This window comes from Massilia sp. MP_M2 (assembly GCF_039123635.1).
GTDB lineage: Bacteria > Pseudomonadota > Gammaproteobacteria > Burkholderiales > Burkholderiaceae_D > Telluria.
The window spans coordinates 329,545-353,344 of record NZ_JBCHJF010000002.1 but is presented as its reverse complement, the minus strand read 5'-3'; the positions used below and the strand labels follow the sequence as shown (position 1 = coordinate 353,344).

Annotated in this window: 25 protein-coding genes; 10 read left to right on the top strand and 15 right to left on the bottom strand. The window is 64.8% G+C overall.

Going from position 1 to position 23,800, the window contains the following annotated elements; translation table 11 throughout:
* Window positions 1-214: 214 nt before the first annotated feature.
* From RCH14_RS06405 to RCH14_RS06370, 8 genes are all read left to right on the top strand, one after another.
* Complete coding sequence (locus RCH14_RS06405) at window positions 215-1,552, top strand: methyl-accepting chemotaxis protein (RefSeq protein ID WP_343025316.1); 1,338 nt, start codon at window positions 215-217, stop codon at window positions 1,550-1,552.
* A gap of 3 nt (window positions 1,553-1,555) precedes the next feature.
* Complete coding sequence (locus RCH14_RS06400) at window positions 1,556-2,893, top strand: chemotaxis protein CheW (protein WP_343025315.1); 1,338 nt, start codon at window positions 1,556-1,558, stop codon at window positions 2,891-2,893.
* 156 nt (window positions 2,894-3,049) lie between these two features.
* A complete protein-coding gene (locus tag RCH14_RS06395; protein ID WP_343025314.1) occupies window positions 3,050-3,622 on the top strand; it encodes an RNA polymerase sigma factor in 573 nt (190 codons plus the stop codon).
* Window positions 3,619-4,005 (top strand): DUF3619 family protein, encoded by a 387-nt coding sequence (locus RCH14_RS06390; protein WP_343025313.1) that lies wholly within the window; start codon window positions 3,619-3,621, stop codon window positions 4,003-4,005. Before RCH14_RS06395 ends, RCH14_RS06390 begins: the two co-directional genes overlap by 4 nt.
* A complete protein-coding gene (locus RCH14_RS06385) occupies window positions 4,002-4,775 on the top strand; it encodes a DUF3106 domain-containing protein (RefSeq protein ID WP_343025312.1) in 774 nt (257 codons plus the stop codon). Before RCH14_RS06390 ends, RCH14_RS06385 begins: the two co-directional genes overlap by 4 nt.
* Window positions 4,762-5,307, top strand: a complete 546-nt coding sequence (locus RCH14_RS06380) for an RDD family protein (protein ID WP_343025311.1) — start codon at window positions 4,762-4,764, stop codon at window positions 5,305-5,307. Before RCH14_RS06385 ends, RCH14_RS06380 begins: the two co-directional genes overlap by 14 nt.
* A 185-nt stretch (window positions 5,308-5,492) precedes the next feature.
* Window positions 5,493-7,553, top strand: a complete 2,061-nt coding sequence (locus tag RCH14_RS06375; RefSeq protein ID WP_343025310.1) for an ATP-binding protein — start codon at window positions 5,493-5,495, stop codon at window positions 7,551-7,553.
* Window positions 7,554-7,644: 91 nt separating this feature from the next.
* Window positions 7,645-8,670 (top strand): SDR family oxidoreductase, encoded by a 1,026-nt coding sequence (locus tag RCH14_RS06370; RefSeq protein ID WP_343025309.1) that lies wholly within the window; start codon window positions 7,645-7,647, stop codon window positions 8,668-8,670.
* On the opposite strand, the gene RCH14_RS06365 is transcribed toward RCH14_RS06370, so the two are convergent.
* From RCH14_RS06365 to RCH14_RS06300, 14 genes are all read right to left on the bottom strand, one after another.
* Complete coding sequence (locus RCH14_RS06365) at window positions 8,667-10,307, bottom strand: choice-of-anchor I family protein (protein WP_343025308.1); 1,641 nt, start codon at window positions 10,305-10,307, stop codon at window positions 8,667-8,669. The two genes, RCH14_RS06370 and RCH14_RS06365, sit on opposite strands and share 4 nt — an antisense overlap.
* A 93-nt stretch (window positions 10,308-10,400) precedes the next feature.
* Complete coding sequence (locus tag RCH14_RS06360; protein WP_343025307.1) at window positions 10,401-11,090, bottom strand: RNA pseudouridine synthase; 690 nt, start codon at window positions 11,088-11,090, stop codon at window positions 10,401-10,403.
* A complete protein-coding gene (ltaE, locus tag RCH14_RS06355) occupies window positions 11,087-12,121 on the bottom strand; it encodes a low-specificity L-threonine aldolase (RefSeq protein ID WP_343025306.1) in 1,035 nt (344 codons plus the stop codon). The genes RCH14_RS06360 and ltaE overlap by 4 nt, the downstream gene beginning before the upstream one ends.
* A gap of 8 nt (window positions 12,122-12,129) precedes the next feature.
* Window positions 12,130-13,038: an SAM-dependent methyltransferase gene (locus RCH14_RS06350; RefSeq protein WP_343025305.1), complete on the bottom strand. Its 909-nt coding sequence runs from the start codon at window positions 13,036-13,038 to the stop codon at window positions 12,130-12,132.
* A gap of 5 nt (window positions 13,039-13,043) precedes the next feature.
* Window positions 13,044-13,385, bottom strand: a complete 342-nt coding sequence (gene fdx / locus RCH14_RS06345; RefSeq protein WP_343025304.1) for an ISC system 2Fe-2S type ferredoxin — start codon at window positions 13,383-13,385, stop codon at window positions 13,044-13,046.
* Window positions 13,386-13,576: 191 nt separating this feature from the next.
* Window positions 13,577-15,466 (bottom strand): Fe-S protein assembly chaperone HscA, encoded by a 1,890-nt coding sequence (gene hscA, locus RCH14_RS06340; protein WP_343025303.1) that lies wholly within the window; start codon window positions 15,464-15,466, stop codon window positions 13,577-13,579.
* 126 nt (window positions 15,467-15,592) lie between these two features.
* Complete coding sequence (gene hscB / locus RCH14_RS06335) at window positions 15,593-16,108, bottom strand: Fe-S protein assembly co-chaperone HscB (RefSeq protein ID WP_343025302.1); 516 nt, start codon at window positions 16,106-16,108, stop codon at window positions 15,593-15,595.
* Between the two features lie 20 nt (window positions 16,109-16,128).
* The gene (gene iscA / locus RCH14_RS06330; RefSeq protein ID WP_183555379.1) at window positions 16,129-16,452 is read right to left on the bottom strand and encodes an iron-sulfur cluster assembly protein IscA; all 324 of its coding nucleotides are present in this window, start codon (window positions 16,450-16,452) and stop codon (window positions 16,129-16,131) included.
* 53 nt (window positions 16,453-16,505) lie between these two features.
* The gene (gene iscU, locus RCH14_RS06325; protein ID WP_332530981.1) at window positions 16,506-16,901 is read right to left on the bottom strand and encodes a Fe-S cluster assembly scaffold IscU; all 396 of its coding nucleotides are present in this window, start codon (window positions 16,899-16,901) and stop codon (window positions 16,506-16,508) included.
* A 46-nt stretch (window positions 16,902-16,947) separates the two neighbouring features.
* Complete coding sequence (locus RCH14_RS06320; protein ID WP_343025301.1) at window positions 16,948-18,204, bottom strand: IscS subfamily cysteine desulfurase; 1,257 nt, start codon at window positions 18,202-18,204, stop codon at window positions 16,948-16,950.
* Between the two features lie 18 nt (window positions 18,205-18,222).
* Complete coding sequence (gene iscR / locus RCH14_RS06315) at window positions 18,223-18,699, bottom strand: Fe-S cluster assembly transcriptional regulator IscR (protein ID WP_343025300.1); 477 nt, start codon at window positions 18,697-18,699, stop codon at window positions 18,223-18,225.
* Between the two features lie 319 nt (window positions 18,700-19,018).
* Window positions 19,019-19,813, bottom strand: a complete 795-nt coding sequence (locus RCH14_RS06310) for a uracil-DNA glycosylase (protein ID WP_343025299.1) — start codon at window positions 19,811-19,813, stop codon at window positions 19,019-19,021.
* Window positions 19,814-19,879: 66 nt separating this feature from the next.
* Complete coding sequence (gene maiA, locus RCH14_RS06305) at window positions 19,880-20,524, bottom strand: maleylacetoacetate isomerase (protein ID WP_343025298.1); 645 nt, start codon at window positions 20,522-20,524, stop codon at window positions 19,880-19,882.
* On the bottom strand, window positions 20,521-21,546 hold the full coding sequence (locus RCH14_RS06300; protein ID WP_343025297.1) for a fumarylacetoacetate hydrolase family protein: 1,026 nt from the start codon (window positions 21,544-21,546) through the stop codon (window positions 20,521-20,523). The genes maiA and RCH14_RS06300 overlap by 4 nt, the downstream gene beginning before the upstream one ends.
* A 110-nt stretch (window positions 21,547-21,656) precedes the next feature.
* Here RCH14_RS06300 and RCH14_RS06295 point away from each other — a divergent pair, with 110 nt between their 5' ends.
* The gene (locus RCH14_RS06295) at window positions 21,657-22,562 is read left to right on the top strand and encodes a LysR family transcriptional regulator (RefSeq protein ID WP_343025296.1); all 906 of its coding nucleotides are present in this window, start codon (window positions 21,657-21,659) and stop codon (window positions 22,560-22,562) included.
* Between the two features lie 54 nt (window positions 22,563-22,616).
* A complete protein-coding gene (locus RCH14_RS06290) occupies window positions 22,617-23,198 on the top strand; it encodes a gamma-glutamylcyclotransferase (protein ID WP_343025295.1) in 582 nt (193 codons plus the stop codon).
* Here the strand turns inward: RCH14_RS06290 and RCH14_RS06285 are convergent.
* Window positions 23,179-23,775 carry an ATP-binding protein gene (locus RCH14_RS06285; RefSeq protein ID WP_343025294.1) on the bottom strand — a complete coding sequence of 199 codons (597 nt, stop codon included), beginning with the start codon at window positions 23,773-23,775 and terminating at the stop codon, window positions 23,179-23,181. The genes RCH14_RS06290 and RCH14_RS06285 overlap by 20 nt on opposite strands.
* Window positions 23,776-23,800: the final 25 nt, after the last annotated feature.

The following is a 23,800-nucleotide window of genomic DNA, read 5'->3' as shown; positions in this document are numbered from 1 at the left end:
CGGGCGGGCGCCACGACCACGGCACGGCGCTGTGGCGTAACGCACACGATGCTGACCCGCTCGTTTTTGGTGCAAGTCTGGTGTGCGTGTTGTAAATCTGGTGCACCGAAGTAAAATACTTTTCTTGCCGGATGGAATTTATATTCCATCGAAAAAACGTTTGAGATAATTAAACGAACATACGGTTTCTTTACCTTCTGACACGGATTCAGCGATGCAAGCGCCTAACGAAACTCTGCAGGAAATGGCCATGGCCGCGATGACGGCAATTGACCGCGCACAGGCAGTGATCGAGTTCGATCTCGAAGGCCGCATCCTGCATGCCAACCGCAACTTCCTGCTCACCTTGGGTTACGAGCAAGATCAGGTCATCGGCCACCATCACGCAATGTTCTGCGAACCTGCCTACCATCGCTCGCCCGAATACCGGATGTTCTGGCACAGCCTGGCCAAGGGCGAGTTCCACAGCGGCGAATTCAAGCGCATCCGCAGCGACGGCACGCCGGTCTGGATTCAGGCCACCTACAGTCCAATCTTCGACCCCGACGGCAGGCCGGTCAAGGTGGTCAAGTTCGCCACCGACATCACCGAGCAGAAGCTGCTGGCCGCCGAATCGCGCGGCAAGCTCGACGCGATCGGACGCTCACAGGCAGTGATCGAATTCGATATGCGTGGCAATGTCTTGTCTGCAAACGAGAATTTCTTGCGCACCATGGGCTATACCGAAGACGAGATCGTCGGCCGCCATCACACGCTGTTCTGCGACCCGGAACTGGCCAAAAGCGCCGAATACCGCCACTTCTGGGCCGACCTGGGCCAGGGCCGTTTTCAGGCCGGGCGCTTCCAGCGCCGTGGCAAGCACGATGCCGACATCTGGATCCAGGCCACCTACAATCCGATCCTCGATGCCACCGGCAAACCCTACAAAGTCGTCAAGTTCGCGATGGACGTGACGGCCCAGGTCCGGCGCGAAGAACTGGTGAGCGCCAAGATCAACGCCATCGGCACGGCCCTGGACGGCCTGGGTCGCTCGATCGCCGAGATCGCCGATGGCGCGCGCGAGTCGGCTGCGATGGCGGCGCGCACCCAGGACGGTGCGGCCAGCGGCAGCCGCTTGCTGGAGCGCTCCAAGGGCGCCATGCAAGCCATCCAGACTTCGTCGGGCGACGTGCGCGAAATCGTCGACACCATCACCAGCATCGCCGGCCAGACCCACTTGCTGGCGTTTAATGCCGCGATCGAAGCGGCGCGCGCCGGCGAGCATGGGCGCGGCTTTTCGGTGGTGGCCAACGAGGTGCGCAAGCTGGCCGAAAAATCGGCACTGGCGGCGCGCGAAATTTCCAAGCTGATCAACGAAACGGTCAGCCGCGTCGACGAAGGCACCCGCCTGGCCGGCGATGTCGAAGATGCGTTCGAGCGCATTCTCGAGTCGGTCGCCGCCACCAGCAACTCGATCGCCGGCATTGGCGGCGCCACCAATCACCAGGCCGACGCCACCCGCGACGCTTCGCGTCTATTGGCCGAGCTCGAGGCAGTGGCGCGGGAGCGCTAGGCCATGCCAGCCACCTGCAGCGCCCAGCTGATGCTGGCGCGCATCCGGATCGGCGAAGTCGGGATCGGCATACGGATCGAGGCCGTGCTCCAGGCCCTGCCGTTGCCGGAAACCCTTGGTCGCCTGCCACTGCGCACCCATGCCCTGCTCGGCATGGTCGAACACGAGGGCGTGGCCGTGCCGGTGGTCGATCTGGCGCGCTGGCTGGACGTCGGCGCGGCGCCGGCTGACGCCGCCCCGCAACTGCTATTGCTGCGCGACGGCGACCGTACCGTCGGCCTGCGCGTCGATGCGCTCGACGAATTGGTCGAGGTCGAGGCAGCGGCGCTGCAGCGCCTGCATCACGGCGACAATCCGGACGACGTGTTCCACAGCGCTGTGCCGGCCGGGAACGGCGTGCTTCTGAGCCTGCTGGAAGTGGCCCGGCTGGCCGATCTGGCGCTGTGCTGGAGCATGGCGCCAACGGCCGCCGCACCCGCAGCACCACTCGCAACAGAGACACTGCAACGCACCTGTTACGCACTGCTCGACACCGGCCATGGCCTGATCGGCGTGCCGCCAGCCGTACTGGCCGAAGTGCTCGCCCTGCCGGCACTCACGCATATCGGCAGCAGCGCCTGGTGCGACTGGCACGGCAGACAGCTGGCGCTGGTATCCAGCGCAGCGCTGTTCCACGCGTCGGGCGTTGATACCCGCGTCGAGTCTGCCCCCCTGCTCGCCGTGCTGCAGCACGCCGGCCTGGCGCTGGGCGTGCCGGTGCAGGCCGTGCTGCGGCTCGACGACTTCGGTCCCGGCCTGTCCAGCACCGACGGGATCGGCGAAAACGTCATCGATGCCAACGGTGCCGCCGTGCTGCTGGTCGACGTCGCGCGCTTGCTGGCGCGGCATCCCGAGGCGGCGCTGGCGAGCGGCGACAGCGTCGCGCCCACCTTGTCCGCCAGCGCCGGCGCCGGCGCCAGGGTCAGCGTCAGCGTCAGCAATACCGAAGCCTATATCGTGTTCGATGCCGCCGGCCTGCAGGCGCTGCCGCTGGGCGCGATCGAACAGATCGTTCCGCTGGCCGCGCCGCTCGGCCCGACCATGGCGTGGCATGGCGCGGCCATACCGCTGCTCGACCTGCGCGCGGATGCGCCAGGCGAGGATGGCGCGGTGCTGGTGGCGCGCGGCGCGCACGGGCTGGCCGGCCATATCGTGCGCCGCGTGCAGTCGCTGATTCCGGCCGGGGCTGGCCGCATGTTCCGGATGGGCGCCAGCCGCGCCGAGTTCATCATGACCGACGACGGCGGCCAGGAAGCCACTTATCGCATTGCGACACTGGGCGTACCCCAACCGGCGAGCTGAACCCGCACGCCTGCCAATCAGTATCACGGCCCCCATGCACTCAGCATGGCGGGAGTGGGCCCTGAGCGATTCCGATGCAGGCCGGGTGGTTTTTTGCTAGGATGCGACAGTTTTCCCTAAAGCACGACCCACTCGCGCGCCTCCCCCTGAACCTGCATGGCCACAGACAAAGAACTTAACGACTTTCTGCAGAATGTCGAACGGCGCGCGTTCAAGCAGGCGGTCTATGCGGTTCGCAAGGACGAATCGGCGCTGGACATCGTGCAGGACGCGATGATCAAGCTTTCCGAAAAATACGGCGACAAGCCGGCGGCCGAGCTGCCGATGCTGTTCCAGCGCATCCTGCAGACGACGATCCTCGACTACTTCCGCCGCGAAAAAGTGCGCAATACCTGGGTCAGCCTGTTCTCGGGCTTCGGGCGGGGCGAGGGAAACGACGATGATGACTTCGATATCCTTGCCTCACTCGAGGCCGAGCAGGGTTCGGCCGCCGCAGAGTCGAGCGCGGACCAGGTCGAGCGTACCCAAACCTTGCGCCTGATCGATGACGAAGTACAAAAACTCCCCACGCGTCAACGGGAAGCCTTCCTCATGCGTTACTGGCAAGATATGGACGTCGCCGAAACGGCGGCAGCAATGGGATGCTCGGAGGGCAGCGTCAAAACGCATTGCTCGCGCGCCACCCACGCCCTCGCGGCAGCGCTCCAGGCCAAGGGAATCACACTATGAACATCGACGACATCAATCTGGCGTACAAGATACGCCACGCGCTGGACGAACAGCTCGACCACCTGCCGGCTTCGACAGTTAACCGGCTGGCGGTCGCACGCGCTGCCGCCATGGCGCGCAGGAAGCCCGACGCCCGGGCCGGCTTCGGCTGGCGCGGGATTGGCGCATTCTTCGCCGGGCCGGCGGTGTCGCGCCTGGCCATCGCCGCGCCGCTACTGGCGCTGGTGATTGGCATGGGTGGCTTTTACCAGCACGAACAACAGCAGCAACTGGCCGCACTGACTGACATCGACGCCGCCGTGCTGGCCGACGAATTGCCGCTGACCGCCTACCTCGACCCGGGTTTCAACGCCTATCTGGAGTCGCAGCAGCGCCAGCAATGACCAAGAAGAACGTCTCGACATCGCGCTTTCCCGTGCTGAGAACCGTCATCGGCGTCGTGGCCGCTGCTGCGCTTGCCTGGGTCATCGTTGACCGCTTCGAGACGCCGTCCATCCTGCCCGCAGCAACCGAGACGATCGCGAGCGTGCGCCCGCTGCGCAAGGCCCCCGACAAGCCGCTGTGGCGTGACCTGAGTAGTGCGCAACAGGTGGCGCTTGCGCCGCTCGCGCCCGAGTGGGACCGCATGGAAGGCGCGCGCAAGCGCCGCTGGATCGAAGTCTCGGCCCGCTTCGCCTCGCTGGACGCGGCCGAGCAGGGGCGCGTGCAGGAGCGCATGCGCCAGTGGATGAAACTCACGCCGCAGCAGCGTGAACTGGCGCGCGAAAACTTCAGCAAGACCAACAAGCTGGCGCAGGGTGACAAGGCAGCCAACTGGGAAAACTACAAGCAACTGTCGGCTGATCAAAAGCGCAAGCTGGCCAGCAAGCCGTCCACGATGCAAAAGAGCGTACCGATCGCGCTGCCGGACGCGCCGCAACTGGTCGTGCCGATGCCGTGCGCAGCGAACACAGCGCGACGTGGCGCCGAGTGCGTGCTGATCGGCACGCCCGATGCGGCGGCGCCGTCGGCGCTTGCCGTCACGCCGGCACCGGTGGCGCCGGCTGCCGCACCGCCGCCCGCCCCGGCCCCGGCAGCATCCGTGAATGGCGGCGCTGTCGCCACGTCGGGCGCTCAGCCCGGCGCTGTCCAGGCCGCCAATGCCGGCAACTGAACCACCCCAGGCCGGGCTGCCAGCTCCCGGCACACCCACGATCAAGCGGCGCCTGGCCGCGATGGTCTATGAATTCTTCCTGTTGTTCGCGGTCGAGATGCTGGCCGTCCTGCTGTATCTGCTCATCACCGGCAATCGTCAGGAGGCCCTCTTCCAGCACGGGCTGAAGGTATACCTGTTCGTCGTCACGGGCCTGTACTTCACCTGGTGCTGGCGCGACAGCGGGCACACGCTGGCCATGAAGACCTGGCGCATCAAGCTCGTCAAGCCGGGCCACGCCCGCCTGCCCTGGCGCGTCGCCATCGTGCGCTACCTGGCCGCCTGGGGCTGGTTCGCGCCCGCGCTGATCGTGTGCGCCGTCTCCGGGCTGCATGCGAAGGCCGGCATCGCCGGCGCGCTCGCGCTCGGCATTGCCGCCTGGGCCGCGACCGCCTGGTTCGACCGCGACCGGCAGTTCCTGCATGACCGGCTGGCAGGCACGCGGCAGATTCTTCTGCCCAAGCCCGTGCGCAGCAAGGACAAGCAGCCCTGAAGTTCGCTGGACGGCGCTGGCCGGCGTGATGCGCGCAGCAGCACAAGCGTTGCATTCGCGCAGCAGTACAACAATGATTGCATCAGGGCAGCTAAGCTGTGACATGATGCGTGTCCCCCATTAAAAAACAGCCCGAGTGCGCTTTGTCGCCCACCCGGCACGTCATGTTTTCCGAAGCAGCCAGCATGCCAGACACCCGTTTTAAGGCCCTGTTCGAACAGGCGCCGATCAGCATCCAGATCCTGACGCCCTCAGGGCGCACCATCCGTGTCAACAAGGCATGGGAAAACCTGTGGCAGATCCACGAAGGCACGCCGCTGATGGCGTACGTGCTCAGCGACGAGTTCAACGTCGTGCGCGATCCACAACTGATCGCCAGCGGGATTGCGCCCCTGCTGGCGCGGGCGCTGGCGGGCGAATCGGTCGAAATACCGGCGGCGCTGTACGACGTCAGCGCGCTCGATGGCCACGGTCCGCAGCGCTGGGTCACTGCCCGGGCACGGCCGATCAAGGATCAGGCCGGCAATATCCTCGAAGTGATGCTCATGCATGAGGACATCACCGAGCGCATGGCGGCCGACAGCGCGCTGCGGCTGCGCGAACAGCGCTTTCGCTCGCTCGTGATGGCCACGTCGCAGATCGTCTGGTCGAATACGCCCGATGGCCGCGTGCTGGAAGACTCGCCGTCCTGGCGCGCCTTTACCGGCCAGACCTATGACCAATGGAAGGAGTTCGGCTGGGTCGATGCCTTGCACCCCGACGACCGCGCACCGACCAGAACGCTGTGGCTGGCATGCGTTGCCGCGTGCTCGGTGTTCGAGACGAAGTACCGGCTGCGCAGCGCGGACGGCAGCTACCGCTGGACCGCAGTCAAGGGCATCCCGATCCTGGCCGAGGACGGCTCGATCCGCGAGTGGATCGGCGCCAACACCGACATTCACGACGTGATCGCGGCCGAGCTCGAACTGGCCCAGCGACTCGAACGGGAAAGGCGCAACAGCGCCCTGCTGGCCAAGGTCGCGCAGGCGGCGCGGACGTTGCACACGGTGCTGGCGGCGCAAGACATCGCGCAGGCGCTGGTGGCTGCGGTGCGCGACATCCTGCAGACGCACCAGGCGGTCGTCTCGCTGACCGAAGCGGGCGGCTGGGCGCATGCGATCAATGCCGTCTCGCTGTCGGACAAGTACGCAGCTTACCGGGCCTATGACGCCAGGGCCGAGGGCGCCGGGATCTACGCGCAAGTCTGCCGCGACAATCGCGTCATGCGCCTGAACCAGGCGCAGCTCGAGGCGCATCCGGCCTGGCGCAGCTTTGGCGAGCATGCCGGTGCGCATCCGGTGCTGCGCGGCTGGCTGGCCGTGCCGCTGATCGATCGCATGGGCAACAATATCGGCCTGATCCAGGCATCGGACCGGTTCGAGGGCGACTTCACGGACGAAGACGAAGCCATTCTGGTGCAACTGGCGTCGATCGCCGCCACCGGCTTCGAGAACGCACGCCTGTACGCTTCGCTGCAGGAACAGGACCGCCGCAAAGACGAGTTCCTGGCCATGCTGGCGCACGAACTGCGCAACCCGCTGGCGCCGATCGCCGCAGCGGCGGAAATGCTCAAGTTTGGCACCGCGAACGAAGAGCGGGTACGGCGTTCCAGCGAAGTGATCAGTCGCCAGGTGCGCCACATGACGTCGCTGGTCGACGACTTGCTCGACGTATCGCGCGTGACCCGCGGCCTGATCCAGCTGGACCGGGCGCTGCTCGACCCGATGCAGCTCGTTGCCAATGCCGTCGAGCAGTCGCAGCCATTGATCACGGCACGCCGCCATGCCTTGACCGTGACGGGCGACGTTGGCGCCGCGCGCATCGCCGGCGACGCGCACCGCCTGGTCCAGGTGCTGGCCAACCTGCTCAACAACGCGGCCAAGTACACGCCCCATGGCGGATGCATCGATGTCACGGTGGCGCGCCAGGCCGATACGGTGACCATCACCGTGCGCGACAACGGCGTGGGCGTCGACACGCTGCTGCTGCCCCGCATGTTCGACCTGTTCACGCAGGCCGAGCGCTCGCCCGACCGGGCCCAGGGCGGCCTGGGCATCGGACTGGCGCTGGTGCGGAGGATCATCGATCTGCATGGCGGCGACGTGACCGCCGCGAGCAGCGGACTCGGCTACGGCACCACCGTCACGGTCAGCCTTGCCGTTGCCGACGGGGTAGCTGGGGACGAATCCCGCCTGCGGCCCGATTAACTTGTCACGCGGAATTCGAAATACGTCGTCACGGGAATACCCCAATAATTGAACAGTCTACGAACTCGTCAATCATTGAAAAGGGTACGCCATGCATCAAACACTCCTTCGCGTCGTCATCATGGGCGGCTCCAGCGGCATCGGCGCCGCCACTGCCATCGCCTTTGCCCGCCAGGGCGCCCATCTCGTACTGGGCGCGCGCGGCAAGGACGGCCTGGACGACATCGCCCGGCGCTGCCGCCAGGCTGGCGGCCATGCCGACGTGCTGGTTGTCGACGCCATCGATGCCGACGCCGTCGCTGCGTTTGCGCAGGAGGCGCGCGCGCTTCTGGGCCAGATCGATTTGTGGTTCAGCAACGTGGGCAGCGGCGTGGTCGGAAAGTTCGCCGACGTGCCGATCGCCCATCACCGCCAGGTGATCGAGACCAACCTGGTCAGCCACATGAACGACGCGCACGCCGTGATCCCGATCTTCCTGGAGCAGAACTACGGCATCTGGGTCAACATGATTTCGTCGGGCGGCTTCGTTGCCATGCCCTATGCGTCGGCCTACGGCGCCAGCAAGTTCGGGCTGCGCGGCTTCAGCGAAGCGCTGCGCGCCGAACTTGGCAAGCAGCGCGACATTCACGTGTGCGACATCTATCCGACCTTCGTCGACACGCCGGGCTTTCATCACGTGGCCAACTACACGGGCGCTAAGCTAGCGTATCCGCCCGGCGTGCTGGCCCCCGAGAAAGTGGCCGACGCTGTCGTCGCCCTGGTGCGCAAGCCGCGCGCCGTCACCGTGCTGGGCGCACCCGACGTGACCAAGAAGCTCACGCAACTGGCGCCGGACCTGATTGCATCCGGCATGAACCGCTTCATGGAAACCTGGGCCAGGCGTGCCGACCCGACCGACAACACGGTAGGCGCGCTGTACGAGCCGCAGCATGGCGCGAGCGGCGTGCACAGCGGCATGGTGAACCGCCCTGCCCCTGCCCTTGCCAGAGCGCGGCGCGACGTTCAGGCGCGCGCGCCGTCGAATGACAGCGCACTTGCCGTGGGCGCCGTGCTGATCGCGGCCGCGATCGGTGTCAGCTTGCTGGGCAGGCGCAGCGACAATCAGTCGGACAATTAATACGTCAGATTGACCTGCATGACGGCAGTCGTTCCGCTGACCTCGTTACCGACGATCAGCAACGGCTTGCCGTTCGGTGACTTGTGCGCCGGGATGAAGGTCAAGCCTTCCGGCCCCAGGTCGCCCTTGTCGCCATCGCGCGTGTTCAGATAGGTCACGAACGACGCCGCTGCCGGCTTCGTGATGTCGTAGACCATCACGCCGCCGATACGCTCCAGGCCAACGAACGCATACTGCTTGTCGCCGAACTTGCCGACCACGACGCCCTCAGGTTCCGGGCCTTTCGAGGCGCTGCGGTCTTCCAGATTGTTGTTGTCGTTGCTGGCATTGAAGCGCGCATTGGGCAGCGTGCTGGTGCGGCGCTCGAATTCGTCGCCCGAGTCGTAGACGCGCTTGATGTCCGTGTCCCAGATCGAGAACGACCGCCCGCCAAACGTGTACAGCTCGGTGCACTGGCCGGCGGCATTCTTGCCGGTCATGCCACCGCCGTTCGGCGTCGTCGTCACGCGCAGGCGCCCCAGGTTCGAGTCGAACGTCGCATTGCCGGCATTCGGGAACACGCTCGGATCCAGTCCTGCCGTGCAATGGGCGCGGATGCGCGTCTCTTCGTTGAAGCCCGGCCAGTCGGCGCGGGCGTCGCCCTCGTTCGCGGTCAGCAGGTAATGCTTGCCGTCAACCGTGTAGCCGGCAATCGCGTCCGGCAGGTACATGCCCTTGACCGGCTGCGGGCCGATCTTCGTGGCCGGCGTGCCGCTGTTGGTATTGGTGCCGCCATCTTCGTCCGACGCGTCCATACCGAAGCCGGCAACATTGTGGTCCTTGAAGCCGAGCGGCTTGATTGCCGTGATCTTGGCGCTCGCAACATCGACGATGGCGATCGCATTGTTCTCTTGCAGAGTGACCCAGGCCGTCTTGCCGTCTTCGCTGACGGTGATGTATTCCGGCTCGAAGTCTTGCGCTGCCGTGGCGTTGGGGCCAAAGATGCGGATGCCTTGCGCGCGCAGCGCCGTTTCCTGGCCATTGAAACTGCGAAAATCAGCGGTAGCGACACTTGGCGCGCCGCCACGATTGACGGTGATGATGCTGACCGCGCCTTCCGGATCGCTCGTCCCGGGCACGCCATACCCGCTTGGCTCGCCTTCATTGGCGACCAGCACCTTGCTGCCGTCCGGCGTGAACACCAGCATGTCGGGCTGCGCACCGACTTTCACGCTGTTGATCAGCTTGAGGTCGGCCGCATTGTAGAACGCCACGGTGCCGGGATCGGTCTTGACCGCCGCTTCGATGGCCAGCGCCACCAGGCCATCGTGCACGGCGACGCTGTTGACGGCCTTGCCGATGCCCGCGACGCTGATCGTGCCCAGCAATTTGGGCGCATTGGGCGTGCTCAGGTCCAGCACATCGACGGTGCCATTGGCGCCGTTAACGACGAACAGGCGCTTGCTGGCCGCATCGTAGGCGGTGATCTCGGCCGCGCCGACCGCGCCGCCGTTATAGCTGCCGATTTTTTCCAGCGCGAGCGTGGTCGGCGTGGGTTCGTCATCGTCATTGCCGCCGCAGGCTGCGAGCGTGCAGGCCAGCGCCATCGCGGCAATCATCGGGAGGTAGCGGGAAGGTACTGGGGCGTGGCGATGCATGATGGTCGGTTTTCCAGGGATGAAAAACCGCCAGCATAGGACGCGCCAATGACAGCAGCATGACATGTCATCAACACGTTGCCCGTAGCAGAATCAGAACTGGTCGGTGTCGCGCAGGAAGCGCCAGCCACCGGCGGGCATCGGGCCCATCGAGATGCGGCCGATGCGCAGGCGGCGCAGCGCCGTCACGCGCAGGCCGACGTCGCCGCACAGGCGCTCGATCTGGCCGCGCTGGATGTTCTTGCCGGCGATGCGCAGGCGCTGCTCGCTTTGCCAGCTGGCCTTGAACATGCGGCCGAGCTTGGCCATGCCATTGTCGGCGATCTGGCCGTCGACTTCGACGACGTATTCGGACTCGTTGCGCGATGCATCGTCGACCAGCTTGCGGATGACGCGGAAATCCTGGCTGAACACGATCAGGCCCGAGGCCGTGGTCTCCAGCGGCGTGGCCGCCGTGGTCTTGAACAGGTGCCGGCGCAGGAACGGCTTGCCGCGTCCGTGTTCCAGTACCTGATTTTCCGCGGTGATGCTTGCGAGCGCCGCCTCGATCTCGATGCCGGCCGGTTTGTGCATCAGGATCGTCACCGGGTCCGGTTCGACCGGCGTCGCGCCGGGCAGCATCTCGACCTTTTGTTCCGGCGTGACGCGGGTGGCGGGATCTTCGGCCACGGCGCCGTCGACGCTGACCCAGCCGCCGGCGATATAACGCTCGGCATCGGCGCGCGAGCACCCTGCCACGTCGGCCACGCGCTTGGCCAGGCGGATTGCTTCTTCAGTTGTCATGCTCGCCAATCAGTAAAAAATGTGGTGAAGACGTCGACCGTGCGCTGTACGTCGCGCGCGGAGACATCGAGGTGCGTCACGAGACGCATTCTGGGGCCAACCGTGGCGCGAATCTGCGCCCGTTCGAGCGCCGCGCGCAGCGGTGCGCAGGCGCCAGCCGGCACGTCGATCCAGAAGATATTCGTTTGCGGGGTGCTGACGGTGAGCGCCGGGATCAGGGCCAGGCCACGCGCCAGTTCGGCCGCGTTGTCATGGTCCTGCGCCAGCAGCGCGACATTGTGTTCGAGCGCGTAATGCGCGGCGGCGGCGATCACGCCGGCCTGGCGCATGCCGCCGCCCAGCATCTTGCGCCAGCGCTTGCCCTGCTCGATGAATGCCTTGGGGCCAAGCAGCACCGAGCCGACCGGCGCGCCCAGGCCCTTGGACAGGCACACCGAGACGGTGTCAAAACCCGCCACCGCGTCAAGCAGGCTGATGCCCTGCTTGACGGCGGCATTGCAGATGCGCGCGCCGTCCAGGTGCGTGGCCAGGCCCTTCTCGTGCGCCAGCGTCGTGGCCGCAGCCACGTATTCCTGGCTCAGCACCCGGCCACCGATCGTGTTTTCCAGCGCCAGCAGGCGGGTACGCGCGAAGTGCATGTCGTCGGGCTTGATGTAGGCCTCGATGTCGGCCAGCAGGATCGAGCCGTCCGGCTGGTTGGCGATCGGCTGCGGCTGGATACTGCCCAGCACCGCAGCGCCGCCGCCTTCGTACTTGTAGGTATGGGCTTCCTGCCCGACCAGGTATTCGTCGCCGCGACCGCAGTGCGTCATCAAGGCGATCAGGTTCGTCTGCGTGCCGCTCGGGGCAAACATGCCGGCCTCGAAGCCAAACAGCTCCGCCGCGTAATCCTGCAGGCGGTTGACGGTGGGGTCGTCGCCATACACATCGTCGCCGACGTGGGCGGCCACCATCGTGGCGCGCATCGCGGCGCCCGGTTGCGTGACAGTATCGCTGCGCAGGTCGATCCAGCCTTGCGTGTTCTCGCTCATGCTTGTTGTCACTCCGTGGTGGCGGCTTGCGGTGCGTAGAAACGTTTGGTCATCTCCGCCAGACCCAGTTCGCCCAGCACTTCGTGCAGGCGTTCGGTCGGGCGGCGGCGCGGCAGGTTCTTGTAGGTGGCGATGATCAGTTCGTTCTTCATCGAGTGTTCCCAGCCTACCAGCTCGGTCACGGTGACCTGATAGCCATGCGCCTCGAGCTGCAGGCAGCGCAGCACGTTGGTGATCTGGCTGCCGAACTCGCGCGTGTGGATCGGGTGGCGCCAGATTTCGGTCAGCGCGCTGCGTTTCACGTCCTTGCCCTTGTTCTTGCGCAGGACGGTGGCGACTTCGGCCTGGCAGCACGGCACCAGCACCATGTGCTTCGCGTTCTTCTTGAGCGCAAAGTCGATGGCATCGTCGGTGGCGGTGTTACAGGCGTGCAGCGCGGTGACGATGTCGATCGATGGGGGCAGCGCGCTCGAGGTGGTCGATTCTGCCACCGACAGCGGCAGGAACGACATGCCCTTGAAACCCAGGCGCGCGGCCAGCTCGGTCGATTTGGTGACCAGTTCTTCGCGCGTCTCGATGCCGTAGATGTGCGAACCGCCGTGCGAATCCACTTGCGCGTCACCCTGCTGGGCTTTCACGAACAGGTCGTACAGGATGAAACCAAGATACGACTTGCCGGCGCCATGGTCGACCAGTGACACGCTGCCGTTGGCCCCCTGCACGTCGCGCAGCAGCGGCTCGATGAAGTTGTACAGGTGGTACACCTGCTTGAGCTTGCGGCGGCTGTCCTGGTTCAACTTGCCGTCGCGGGTCAGGATGTGCAGCTCTTTGAGCAGTTCGATCGACTGGCCCGGGCGAACCTCGGGCGGCAGCTCGGGCACGGCCGGGGCTTTCTTGACGTTCTCGACACGCTTCATGAAGATCAGTGGTTCTTTTCGGCGGCGTGGTTGATCGTGTACTTCGGGATCTCGACGACCAGGTCTTCGTCGGCGACGATCGCCTGGCACGACAGGCGCGAATTGGGCTCCAGGCCCCAGGCCTTGTCGAGCATGTCTTCTTCCTGCTCTTCTTGCTCGTTGAGCGAATTGAAGCCTTCGCGCACGATCACGTGGCAGGTGGTGCAGGCGCAGACGCGGTCGCAGGCGTGTTCGATGTCGATGTCGTTCTCGAGCAGCACGTCGCAGACCGATTTGCCGCGTGGCGCGTCAAGCACGGCGCCTTCTGGGCACAGCACGGGATGGGGAAGGATGACGATTTGTGGCACTTGGATTACCTCGGTTGATTGTTTTGTATGGTGCGGTAAGGCGTATTGTAGACGTAGGGTGGACGCGGCCGGCGAGGCGGCTCTGCCATCCACGCGTGGATGGTGATCGGTACCGATGTCGCGCCGGATGATCTGGCTGCCAACGATCGCCGCGTGGACGGCCGAGCCCCACCCTACCCCAGGGTTTCGTCTTAAATTTCGTCCAGCGACTTGCCCGACAATGCCTTGCGCACGCTCTTGTCCATGCGCCGCGCCGCGAATTCTTCGGTGCCGTGCGCCAGCGCCTGGACCGCATCGTGCACGGCGTTCTGGCGCAGGCCCGCTTCGAGCGTCGTGTCGTTCGACATCGCCACCGCATCGCGCACCAGTTGCAGCTGCGCGGCAATCGTGGCCTGCTCGTCGGGCGAGAGCAGATCGGTATCGCTGTCGAGCGCCGACTGCGTGGCCAGCAGGATGCGTTCGGCCTCGACCTGCTCTTCGCGCAGTGCGCGCATCTGCATATCGCTCGAGGCCGACGTGTACGACTCCTGCAGCATGCGCGCCACCTGGTCATCAAGCAGGCCGTACGATGGCTTGACCGTGATCGATGCTTCCACGCCCGAGCGCATCTCGCGCGCGGCCACCGCCAGCAAGCCATCGGCGTCGACCTGGTAGGTCACGCGGATGCGCGCCGCACCGGCCGCCATCGGCGGAATGCCGCGCAGCTCGAAGCGCGCCAGCGAGCGGCAGTCCGACACCAGCTCGCGTTCGCCCTGCACCACGTGTACCGCCAGCGCCGTCTGGCCATCCTTGAAAGTCGTGAATTCCTGCGCGCGCGCGACCGGAATCGTCGAATTGCGCGGAATGATCTTCTCGACCAGGCCGCCCATCGTCTCGATGCCGAGCGACAGCGGGGTCACGTCCAGCAGCAGCCAGTCTTCGCCGTCGGCGCGGTTGCCGGCCAGCAGATTGGCCTGGATCGCCGCGCCCAGCGCCACCACGCGGTCCGGGTCGATATTGGCGTGCGGGATGGTCTGGAAGAAGTCTGATACCGCCAGGCGCACGTGCGGCATGCGCGTCGCGCCGCCCACCATGACCACGCCGTCGACGTCCTCGACGCTCGCGTCGGCGTCGCGCATCGCCTTGCGGATCGCATTCATCGTCTTGCCGACCAGGTGCTTCGTGATCTCGACGAATTCGCGGGCCGTGATCGTCACCTGCACCAGCTCGCCCGACTTCAGGATCGCCTCGATCGTTGTTTCTTCATTCGTCGACAGGAGTTCCTTGGCCTGGCGGGCCTTGACCATCAGCGTTGCGGTGTCCTGGTCCGACAACGGCGCCAGGCGCGCTTTTTCCATGATCCAGCAGAACAGGCGATGGTCGAAATCGTCGCCGCCCAGCGCCGAGTCGCCGCCGGTGGCCAGCACTTCGAACACGCCTTTCGACAACTTGAGGATCGAGATGTCGAACGTGCCGCCGCCCAGGTCATACACGGCGAACACGCCTTCCTTGCCCTGGTCGAGCCCATACGCAATCGCGGCGGCCGTGGGTTCGGACAGCAGGCGCAGCACGTTCAGGCCGGCCAGCTGGGCCGCATCCTTGGTTGCCTGGCGCTGTGCATCGTCGAAGTACGCCGGCACCGTGATCACGGCGCCCACGAGGTCGTCGCCCAGCGAATCTTCGGCGCGCTGGCGCAGCGTGGCCAGGATCTGGGCCGAGATTTCGACGGGGCTTTTCACGCCCGCGACGGTATTGAGCTGGACCATGCCCTCGCCATCGACGAAGTCGTACGGCAGGTTTTCCGCGTGCGCGATGTCTTTCAGGCCGCGCCCCATGAAGCGCTTGACCGAGACGATCGTGTTCTTCGGGTCGGTGGTCTGGTGCGCGCGCGCCTTGTGGCCGATGTGGGCATGGCCGTTATCCAGATAGCGCACGATCGACGGCAGCAGCGAGCGCCCCTCCTCGTCGCTGAGCACTTCGGGGCTGCCGCTGCGAACGGTGGCAACGAGCGAATTGGTGGTGCCCAGGTCGATGCCAACGGCCAGGCGGTGCTGGTGCGGGGCGGTGGACATGCCGGGTTCGGCGATTTGGAGGAGTGCCATAGTCGTGATACCAGTGTTATTTTTACGTGCAGGAACGGTGCGGTGCGAACGCTATTTTACGCGTCCGGCCGGGTTAGCGTGACGCGGCGTGGACGACGCGGCCGACCACGATGAAAAGCAGGAAGGTTATGCGTCGATCGCTTCGAAGGCGTACTGCACTTCGTCGCCGAACTTATCGAGGAACATCAGCGAGCGCACGCCCTGCGCGGCAGCGGCGTAGTCGCCCGCATCGAGCTGCTGGCCAACGGTGACCAGCATCTGCTTGCGTTCGGCGCGCACCTGCGCATCGAGCGCGTCAAGCGCGCTGGCATCCTTGCCAGCGCGTGCGTCGCCAAGCTCTTCGCGCCATTCCATCTGCTGCATCAGGAACGCGGTGGGCATCGCGGTGTTCGACTCGGTCTGCAGATCCACGCCGTTGAGCTCGCACAGATACTGCGCGCGCTTTTGCGGACTGCGCAGGGTCTGGTAGGCGTCGTTGGCGCGCGTCGCCCATTGCATCGCGACGCGTTTTTCGCCGTCGCTGCTGCCGACGAACCGGTCAGGGTGGACGCGGCCCTGGATTTCGCGGTAAGCGGCGTCGAGGGCGCTCTGGTCGACCTCGAAACGGGCCGGCAGCTGGAATAATTCGAAGTGATTCTGCATGGGGTTGGCGCGACTGCCGCTCAGATGCGGAAGCTCTCGCCGCAGCCGCAATTGTCCTTGACGTTCGGATTATTGAAGCGGAAGCCCTCGTTGAGGCCTTCGCGGGCGAAATCGAGCTCGGTGCCGTCGATGTACGGCAGGCTTTTCGGATCAACGAACACCTGCACGCCATGCGATTCGAAGACGCTGTCTTCGTTTGCGCTTTCATCGACGTACTCGAGCTTGTAGGCCAGGCCGGAGCAGCCGGTGGTGCGCACACCGAAACGCAAGCCAATGCCCTTGCCCCGGCGTTCGAGGTAACGGTTGACGTGCTTTGCAGCTTTTTCGGTCAGGGTGATTGCCATGTTGTGCTTCTCCAGCTCAGTTCTATTACCAGGGATTACGCTGCTACCAGGGATTACGCTGCTGCTTTGTCGGCGTGCTTTGCCTTGTAGTCGGCCACAGCGGCCTTGATCGCGTCTTCTGCCAGGATCGAGCAGTGGATCTTGACCGGCGGCAGTGCCAGCTCTTCGGCGATCTGCGTGTTCTTGATTGCCAGCGCTTCGTCCAGGCTCTTGCCCTTGACCCATTCGGTGATCAGCGAGCTCGACGCAATGGCCGAACCGCAGCCATAGGTCTTGAACTTTGCGTCTTCGATCAGGCCCTGGTCGTTGACCTTGATCTGCAGCTTCATGACGTCGCCGCAGGCCGGCGCGCCGACCATGCCGGTGCCGATGTCATCGTCGCCCTTGTCGAACGCGCCGACGTTGCGTGGGTTTTCGTAGTGGTCCAGTACTTTGTCCGAATATGCCATGGTGATGCTCCAGTATGTGTAGTAACGCGTGCTCGTTATGAGCAGATCAGTGTGCTGCCCATTGGATCGAGCTGATGTCGATCCCGTCCTTGAACATGTCCCACAGCGGCGACAGTTCACGCAGCTTGCCAACTTTGCTCTTGAGCAGGTTGACGGCGAAATCAATTTCTTCTTCAGTCGTGAAGCGGCCAATCGAGAAGCGGATCGAGCTGTGTGCCAGCTCATCGCTGCGACCCAGGGCGCGCAACACGTACGATGGTTCCAGGCTGGCCGAGGTACAGGCCGAACCGGACGACACGGCCAGGTCCTTGATCGCCATGATCAGGGACTCGCCTTCGACATAGTTGAACGAGACGTTCAGGTTATGCGGCACGCGTTGGTCCATGTCGCCGTTGATATAGACTTCTTCGATCTCCATGAGGCCACGGGCCAGGCGATCGCGCAGTGCGCGCACGCGCTCCAGCTCGCTGTCCATCTCGACCTTGGCCAGGCGGAACGCCTCGCCCATACCGACGATCTGGTGCGTCGGCAGCGTGCCCGAACGCATGCCACGCTCGTGACCGCCACCGTGCATCTGCGCCTCGAGGCGCACGCGCGGCTTGCGACGCACGTACAGCGCGCCGATGCCTTTCGGGCCGTACGCCTTGTGCGCGGTGAACGTCATCAGGTCGACCTTCAGCGTTTCGAGGTTGATCTCGACCTTGCCGATGGCCTGGGCCGCGTCGCAATGGAAGATGATGCCCTTCGAGCGCAGCAGTTCGCCGATCTCGGCGATCGGTTGCACGACGCCGATTTCGTTATTCACGAACATGACCGACACGAGGATGGTGTCAGGACGGATCGCCGCTGCCAGCTGCTCGATGGTGATCAGGCCGTTGGCTTGCGGCTCGAGGTAGGTCGCTTCGAAGCCGACGCGTTCGAGTTCGCGCACGGTATCCAGCACGGCCTTGTGCTCGGTTTTCACCGTGATGATGTGCTTGCCCTTGGTCTTGTAGAACTGGGCCGCCCCCTTGATCGCCAGGTTGTTGCTTTCGGTCGCGCCCGAGGTCCAGACGATTTCGCGCGGATCGGCGCCGATCATCGCGGCGACGTGGCCGCGCGCTTCTTCGACCGCCGCTTCGGCGTTCCAGCCGTAGGCGTGGCTGCGCGACGCAGGATTACCGAACTGCTCGCGCAGGAACGGAATCATCTTGTCGGCGACGCGTGGATCGACCGGCGTCGTGGCCGAGTAATCCATGTAGATCGGGAAATGTGGAGCTGGCGCGAAGCTTTGCTCGGTGGTCTTGTCCATTGGCGCGTTCATCTGATTTACTCCGGTTACTTAGTTTTGTCCGACTGCGGCGGGGGCGCCGCGGTGCACGTGCACGACGTTCAGTTCTTTCTGGCGCTGCTGGTCGACCAGGTCTTGTAACGAGACCGAATCGAGGTAGTCGACCATTTTTTCGTTCAGCGTGGTCCACAGTTCGTGGGTCATGCAGCGGGCGCCGTCGGTATGGGCGCCATGGCAGTTCTCTTTACCGCCGCACTGGGTTGCGTCGAGCGGCTCGTCGACGGCGATGATGATGTCCGCCACCGTCACCTTGCCCGCCGCGCGCGCCAGGCTGTAGCCGCCGCCCGGACCACGGATCGATTCGACGATCTCGTGACGGCGCAGCTTGCCAAACAGCTGTTCGAGGTACGACAGCGAAATCGCCTGCCGCTGGCTGATGCCCGACAGCGTGACCGGACCGTTGCCTTGACGCATGGCAAGGTCGATCATCGCAGTGACAGCAAAACGGCCTTTGGTGGTCAGACGCATTTCAACCCCGGTGAATGATAAAATGTTTCTCTTGTTCAAGCACCAAGTCGGCACCACAGCGTGTGGCATGTTTCCCTGTGAAAGCGGGGAAAGACCTGATTAGTTGAACGATTTAGTCAAGTATAGCAAATCGCAATGATATTGTCTTGGACCACCCCAAAAACGGCGGGTCATGCTCGTCCTGAAAAATCACGTCATCCGTAGGGTGGATGGCGATGCCATCCACGCGTTCAACCCGACGTGATGTATGACGCACGAGTTTGTTGAACGCGTGGACGGGAGACCCGTCCACCCTACCGTCCCCTAGCCATCCACGCGGTTAGCGGGCCCTCAGCAACGCCATTGGCCCGAACAGCGCCCGCATGCCCGGATGCCCGATGAAGCTCAGATTATAGGGATGCTCGGCCACTGCCTGCGGGAAGGCTTTTGTCTCTGGCAACTTTTGCAATTGTTCGGCGATCTTGCCCCACAGGACCAGCGTTGGCACCTGCGGCTGCGCCCCCAGCGCCGCCAGCACCGTCTGCAGGAAAGGCAGCCAGGCGCGCGCGTCGATGACCGGCTTGACATGCTTGCGAAAGACCAGCGCGGCATTGAGCAGCAAAAAGCCCTCGTGCACGAGATTGTCCTGCAGCTGCGCCAGCGTCTGGACCGAGCCGTCGGCGCGCGCGGCTTGCGCAATCGGCGCCAGGGCGTCCCCGCTCGTTGCATCGGCCTGCAACTGGCCGCTTGCCACCAACAGCATTTTCATGAAGTTACGCAGCGACGTGGCCCGGTTGACCGGCTTGGACAGCCCGCCATCGCTCCACAGGTCGCCTACTGCGCCATCCATGAAGCTCACGCCAGTGGCGCTCGCGGCGCGCGGATACGGCCCCTCCCCCACGAGCACGTAGCGCACCTGGTCCAGTGGCTGGGCAAAAGCGGCGAACAGGCGGTGCTCGGTGGGGAGGTAATCGTCGTGCGCGAGCGCGGGCAGATAGTCCGGGTTGGCGCGGGCGACTGCCTGCAGCCCCGCTTCAAGAATCGGACGCCACGAGGCATCGGCCAGGTCGAGGGCCTGCAGGATCGGTGCAGGGATTGCGATGGGACTGGCGTCAGTAGCGGCGGTGGCGGTCATGGCGAAATGGCAATGGAAGGAGGCGGCGATTGTAGCGCGCCGCCGCCCTTCGCAGCCAGCCGCACACTATTCGGAATCGGGCTGACGCGACGGGTGCGCCGCCTGGAACGCGGGCAACGCGATGCACAGTGCATTGATGCGGTCGATATTCGGGTAGGCCGCCACATCGATATGGAACCGCTGCGCATTGAATACCTGCGGCGCCAGGTAGCAATCGGCGATCGTCGGATGGGCGCCATGGCAGAACGGCCCCGCGCCCGGATCGCGCGCCAGGTGGGCTTCGAGCGCTTGCAGCCCCTCGATCACCCAGTGGCGGTACCACTCGCTCTTGGCCTGGTCGGGCACGCCAATGTCGCGCGCCAGGTAATTGAGCACCCGCAGATTCGTGATCGGATGGATGTCGCAGCCGATGATCTGGGCCAGCTCGCGCACGCGCGCCCGGCCCGGCGCATCCTTGGGCAGCAGCGGCACGTCCGGATACACCTCTTCGAGATACTCGATGATGGCCAGCGACTGCGACAGCGTGATGCGGTCATCCTGGAACGACGGCACCAGGCCGCTCGGGTTGATCTGACGGTAAGCGTCCTGCAGGTGCTGGCCGCCATCCTTGAGCAGGTGCACCGGCACCGCGTCGTAGGCCAGCCCTTTCAGGTGCAGCGCGATGCGCACCCGGTAGGCGGCCGAGCTGCGAAAGTAGGTATACAGTTTCATGGTTGCCTCTCGTGGTAACGGACGACTTCCTGGTCGATGGCGCCAAAGATGCTGGCCCCGCTCGCATCAAACATCTCGATGCGCACGGTGTCGCCGAACGCCAGGTACGGCGTTTTGGGGGCGCCGCCTTCGATCGTTTCGTACATGCGCACTTCGGCCAGGCAGCAATAGCCCACGCCGCCATGCTCGACGCTCGAGCCATACAGCCCGCCCTGCTTGTTCGACACGGTGCCCGAGCCGATGATGCTGCCCGCGCACAGCTCGCGCGTGGTGGCCGCGTGCGCGACCAGCTGGGCGAAGCTGAAGGTCATGTCTTCGCCAGCATTCGGCTTGCCGAACGCGGCGCCATTGAGCGTGACCAGAAGCGGCAGATGCAGCTTGTTGCCCTGCCACGCTGCGCCCAGCTCGTCCGGCGTGACCGCCACCGGCGAGAACGCACTGGCCGGCTTGGACTGGTAGAAACCGAAGCCCTTGGCCAGCTCGTTCGGGATCAGGTTACGCAGCGACACGTCGTTGACCAGCATGACGAGGCGGATGGCGCTGGCGGCCTCGGCTGCGTCGGCGCCCATCGGCACATCGCCCGTGACCACGGCCACCTCGGCTTCGAGGTCGATGCCCCAGTCTTCGGACAGGGCCGCGATGGGGTCAAGCGGGCCGACGAACGAATCGCCGCCACCCTGGTACATCAGCGGATCGGTGTAAAACGACGCCGGCACCTCGGCGCCACGCGCCTTGCGCACCAGCTCGACGTGGTTGATGTAGGCCGAGCCATCGGCCCACTGGTAGGCGCGCGGCAGCGGCGAGTGGCAAGCGGCCTCGATGAACGATTCGGCACCTTCTGCATTGCCATCGTTGAGCTGGGCATAGACTTCTTGGAGCTGCGGCTTGCACGCATCCCAGTTGTCGAGCGCCGCCTGCAGCGTGCGCGCGATGGTCGGAACTTGCTGGCACGTGACCAGGTCGCGGCTGACGACGACCAGGGTGCCGTCGCGGCCGCCAGCTTTGAGGGTGGCGAGTTTCATGGGACTGTCCTTTGTGATTGCAGAGTAACCGCCATTACAAGGTAAAACGCACTATCATACAAACGATATTTTTTAGCTCGATATATCAGCCTATCTAATCAATCCACCCGATGAACCCAACCTTACGACAAATGCGCGCCTTCGTTGCGCTGGCCAGGACGGGCACGTTCACGCTGGCCGCGCAGACCTTGCACGTGACGCAATCGGCATTGTCTGGCCTCATCAAGGAACTCGAGCAGACACTGGACGCCCGGGTTGTCGACCGCAGCACGCGCCGGATCAGCCTCACCGACATCGGTCGCGAACTGCTGCCCTTATTTAGCCAGATCATCGATGACCTGGACGGTGCGCTGGCTAACGTGGCAGATCACACGCGCCTGAAGAAAGGCGTTGTGCGCATCGCGGCGCCACAGCTGATGGCGTGCACGCTGCTGCCGCCAAGCATCGCCGCCTACCGCGCGCAGCACCCGGAGATCATCGTGCGCCTGGCCGATACCGAAGTCGAGGGCGTCATCACGCGCGTGCTGTCGGGCGAAGCCGATGTGGGGATCGGCCCGGAACGCACGCCCGCCCCGCCATTGCTGGCGCGCGAACTGTTTAGCATGCCGTTCGCGCTGGTGTTTCCGCACCAGCATCCATTGGCCGCGCTCGAGCGCGTGACGTGGCAGGACGCGGCGGCCTACCCGTTCATTTCGCTGCAGGGCCAGTTCACCGACTTGCTGCTCGACGCGGTGCAGCCCACCGGCACGGGCATCGCGCTCACGCCGGCGCATGAGGTGACGTTCATGACGACGGCGCTGGCCATGGTCAGCGCGGGCCTGGGCGTGACGGTGTGCCTGCCCTACGCCGAGCCGCTGGCCACGCTGTACGGGCTGACGATGCGCCCGCTCGGTGCGCCGAGCGTGCAGCGGCGCTTTTTTGTCTACACGCGGCCAGGGCGCTCGCTGTCGCCGGCCGTCGAGAGTTATCTGGAATTCCTGTTTGCATATGTAAAACGGTCGCAAGGGGAAGGCTGATTCTCACAAAAAGGCACGCTACAATGAACCGTGTCTTTTTTTATCGGACCCACGATGTCCCACGATACGATCGCAATCAACCGGCAAATGAACAAGTTCGACAGCCATGCCAGTGTCTGGCTGTTTGGCTACGGCTCCCTGATCTTCAAACCCGATTTCCCGTTTCTTGCGCAGCGCGCTGCGTCGATCAGCGGCTGGACGCGCCGCTTCTGGCAAGGCTCGCACGACCACCGCGGCACCGAGACGGCGCCGGGGCGCGTAGTGACGCTGGTGCCGGACCCCGATGCGATCTGCCACGGCATGGCGTTTCTGGTCACGCCCGAAGAATTCGCGCATCTCGACCAGCGCGAAAAGAACGGCTACCTGCGCCTGGCCACGCAAATGCAGTTTGACGACGGCAGCAGCGACGAAGGCATCGTGTATATCGCCACGCACGACAACGCGGCGTATCTTGGCCCGGCCGACGAGCACGCGATTGCGCGCCAGATTGCCACGGCGCGCGGCCCGAGCGGCCCGAACAGCGACTACCTGCTGGGCCTGGCCCAGTCACTGCGCGCACTGGGCAAACCCGATCCGCACGTGTTCGAGATCGAGCGGCATTTGGCGGCGCTGGGCGTTACGCAGCAGTACGCTTGAGCGCGTCTGCATCTACGCCGGTCTGCTGCGCGATGGCCCCTAGCGTGGCCATCACGCGCGCAGCGCGCTGCTCAAGTGAACCCGTCAGGATCGTGTAGCCGATGCCGCGCCGGTCCAGGTCTTCCAGCACCAGTTGCTGGATCTGCGTGCGCCACGCCGCGTTTTCACGCACGCCCGGCTCTTCTTCATACGGGATGTCGTCGGCGCACACGAAATGGTGCAGGTAGCGGGTGCGGCATTCGAGCGCATAGCGCAGCAGGGCCGGTGGCACCGGCTCGGTGACCTGCCCGAAGCGCAGGCCGAGCAGCAGCGTGGTCAATGCATTGGTGTCGACGAAGACATATTCGCCTGCGGCGTTTGCGACGGCGGCGTCTTCGGCAGCGCGGTGCCGTTCGGCGATCTCGACATAATCGGCTGCGACCAGCTGGCCCTGCTTTTCTTCCCAAATGACGCGGCCGATTTCGGGAACAAACTGCGCCCCGTGCTCCCGCGCCAGCATGCTGGCCAATGTCGATTTCCCCGTCGACTCGGCGCCGACGAACACCACCAGCCGACTGCCCGCCCCTTGCTCACCCATACCTGCATCCTGTAACGTTCGATGC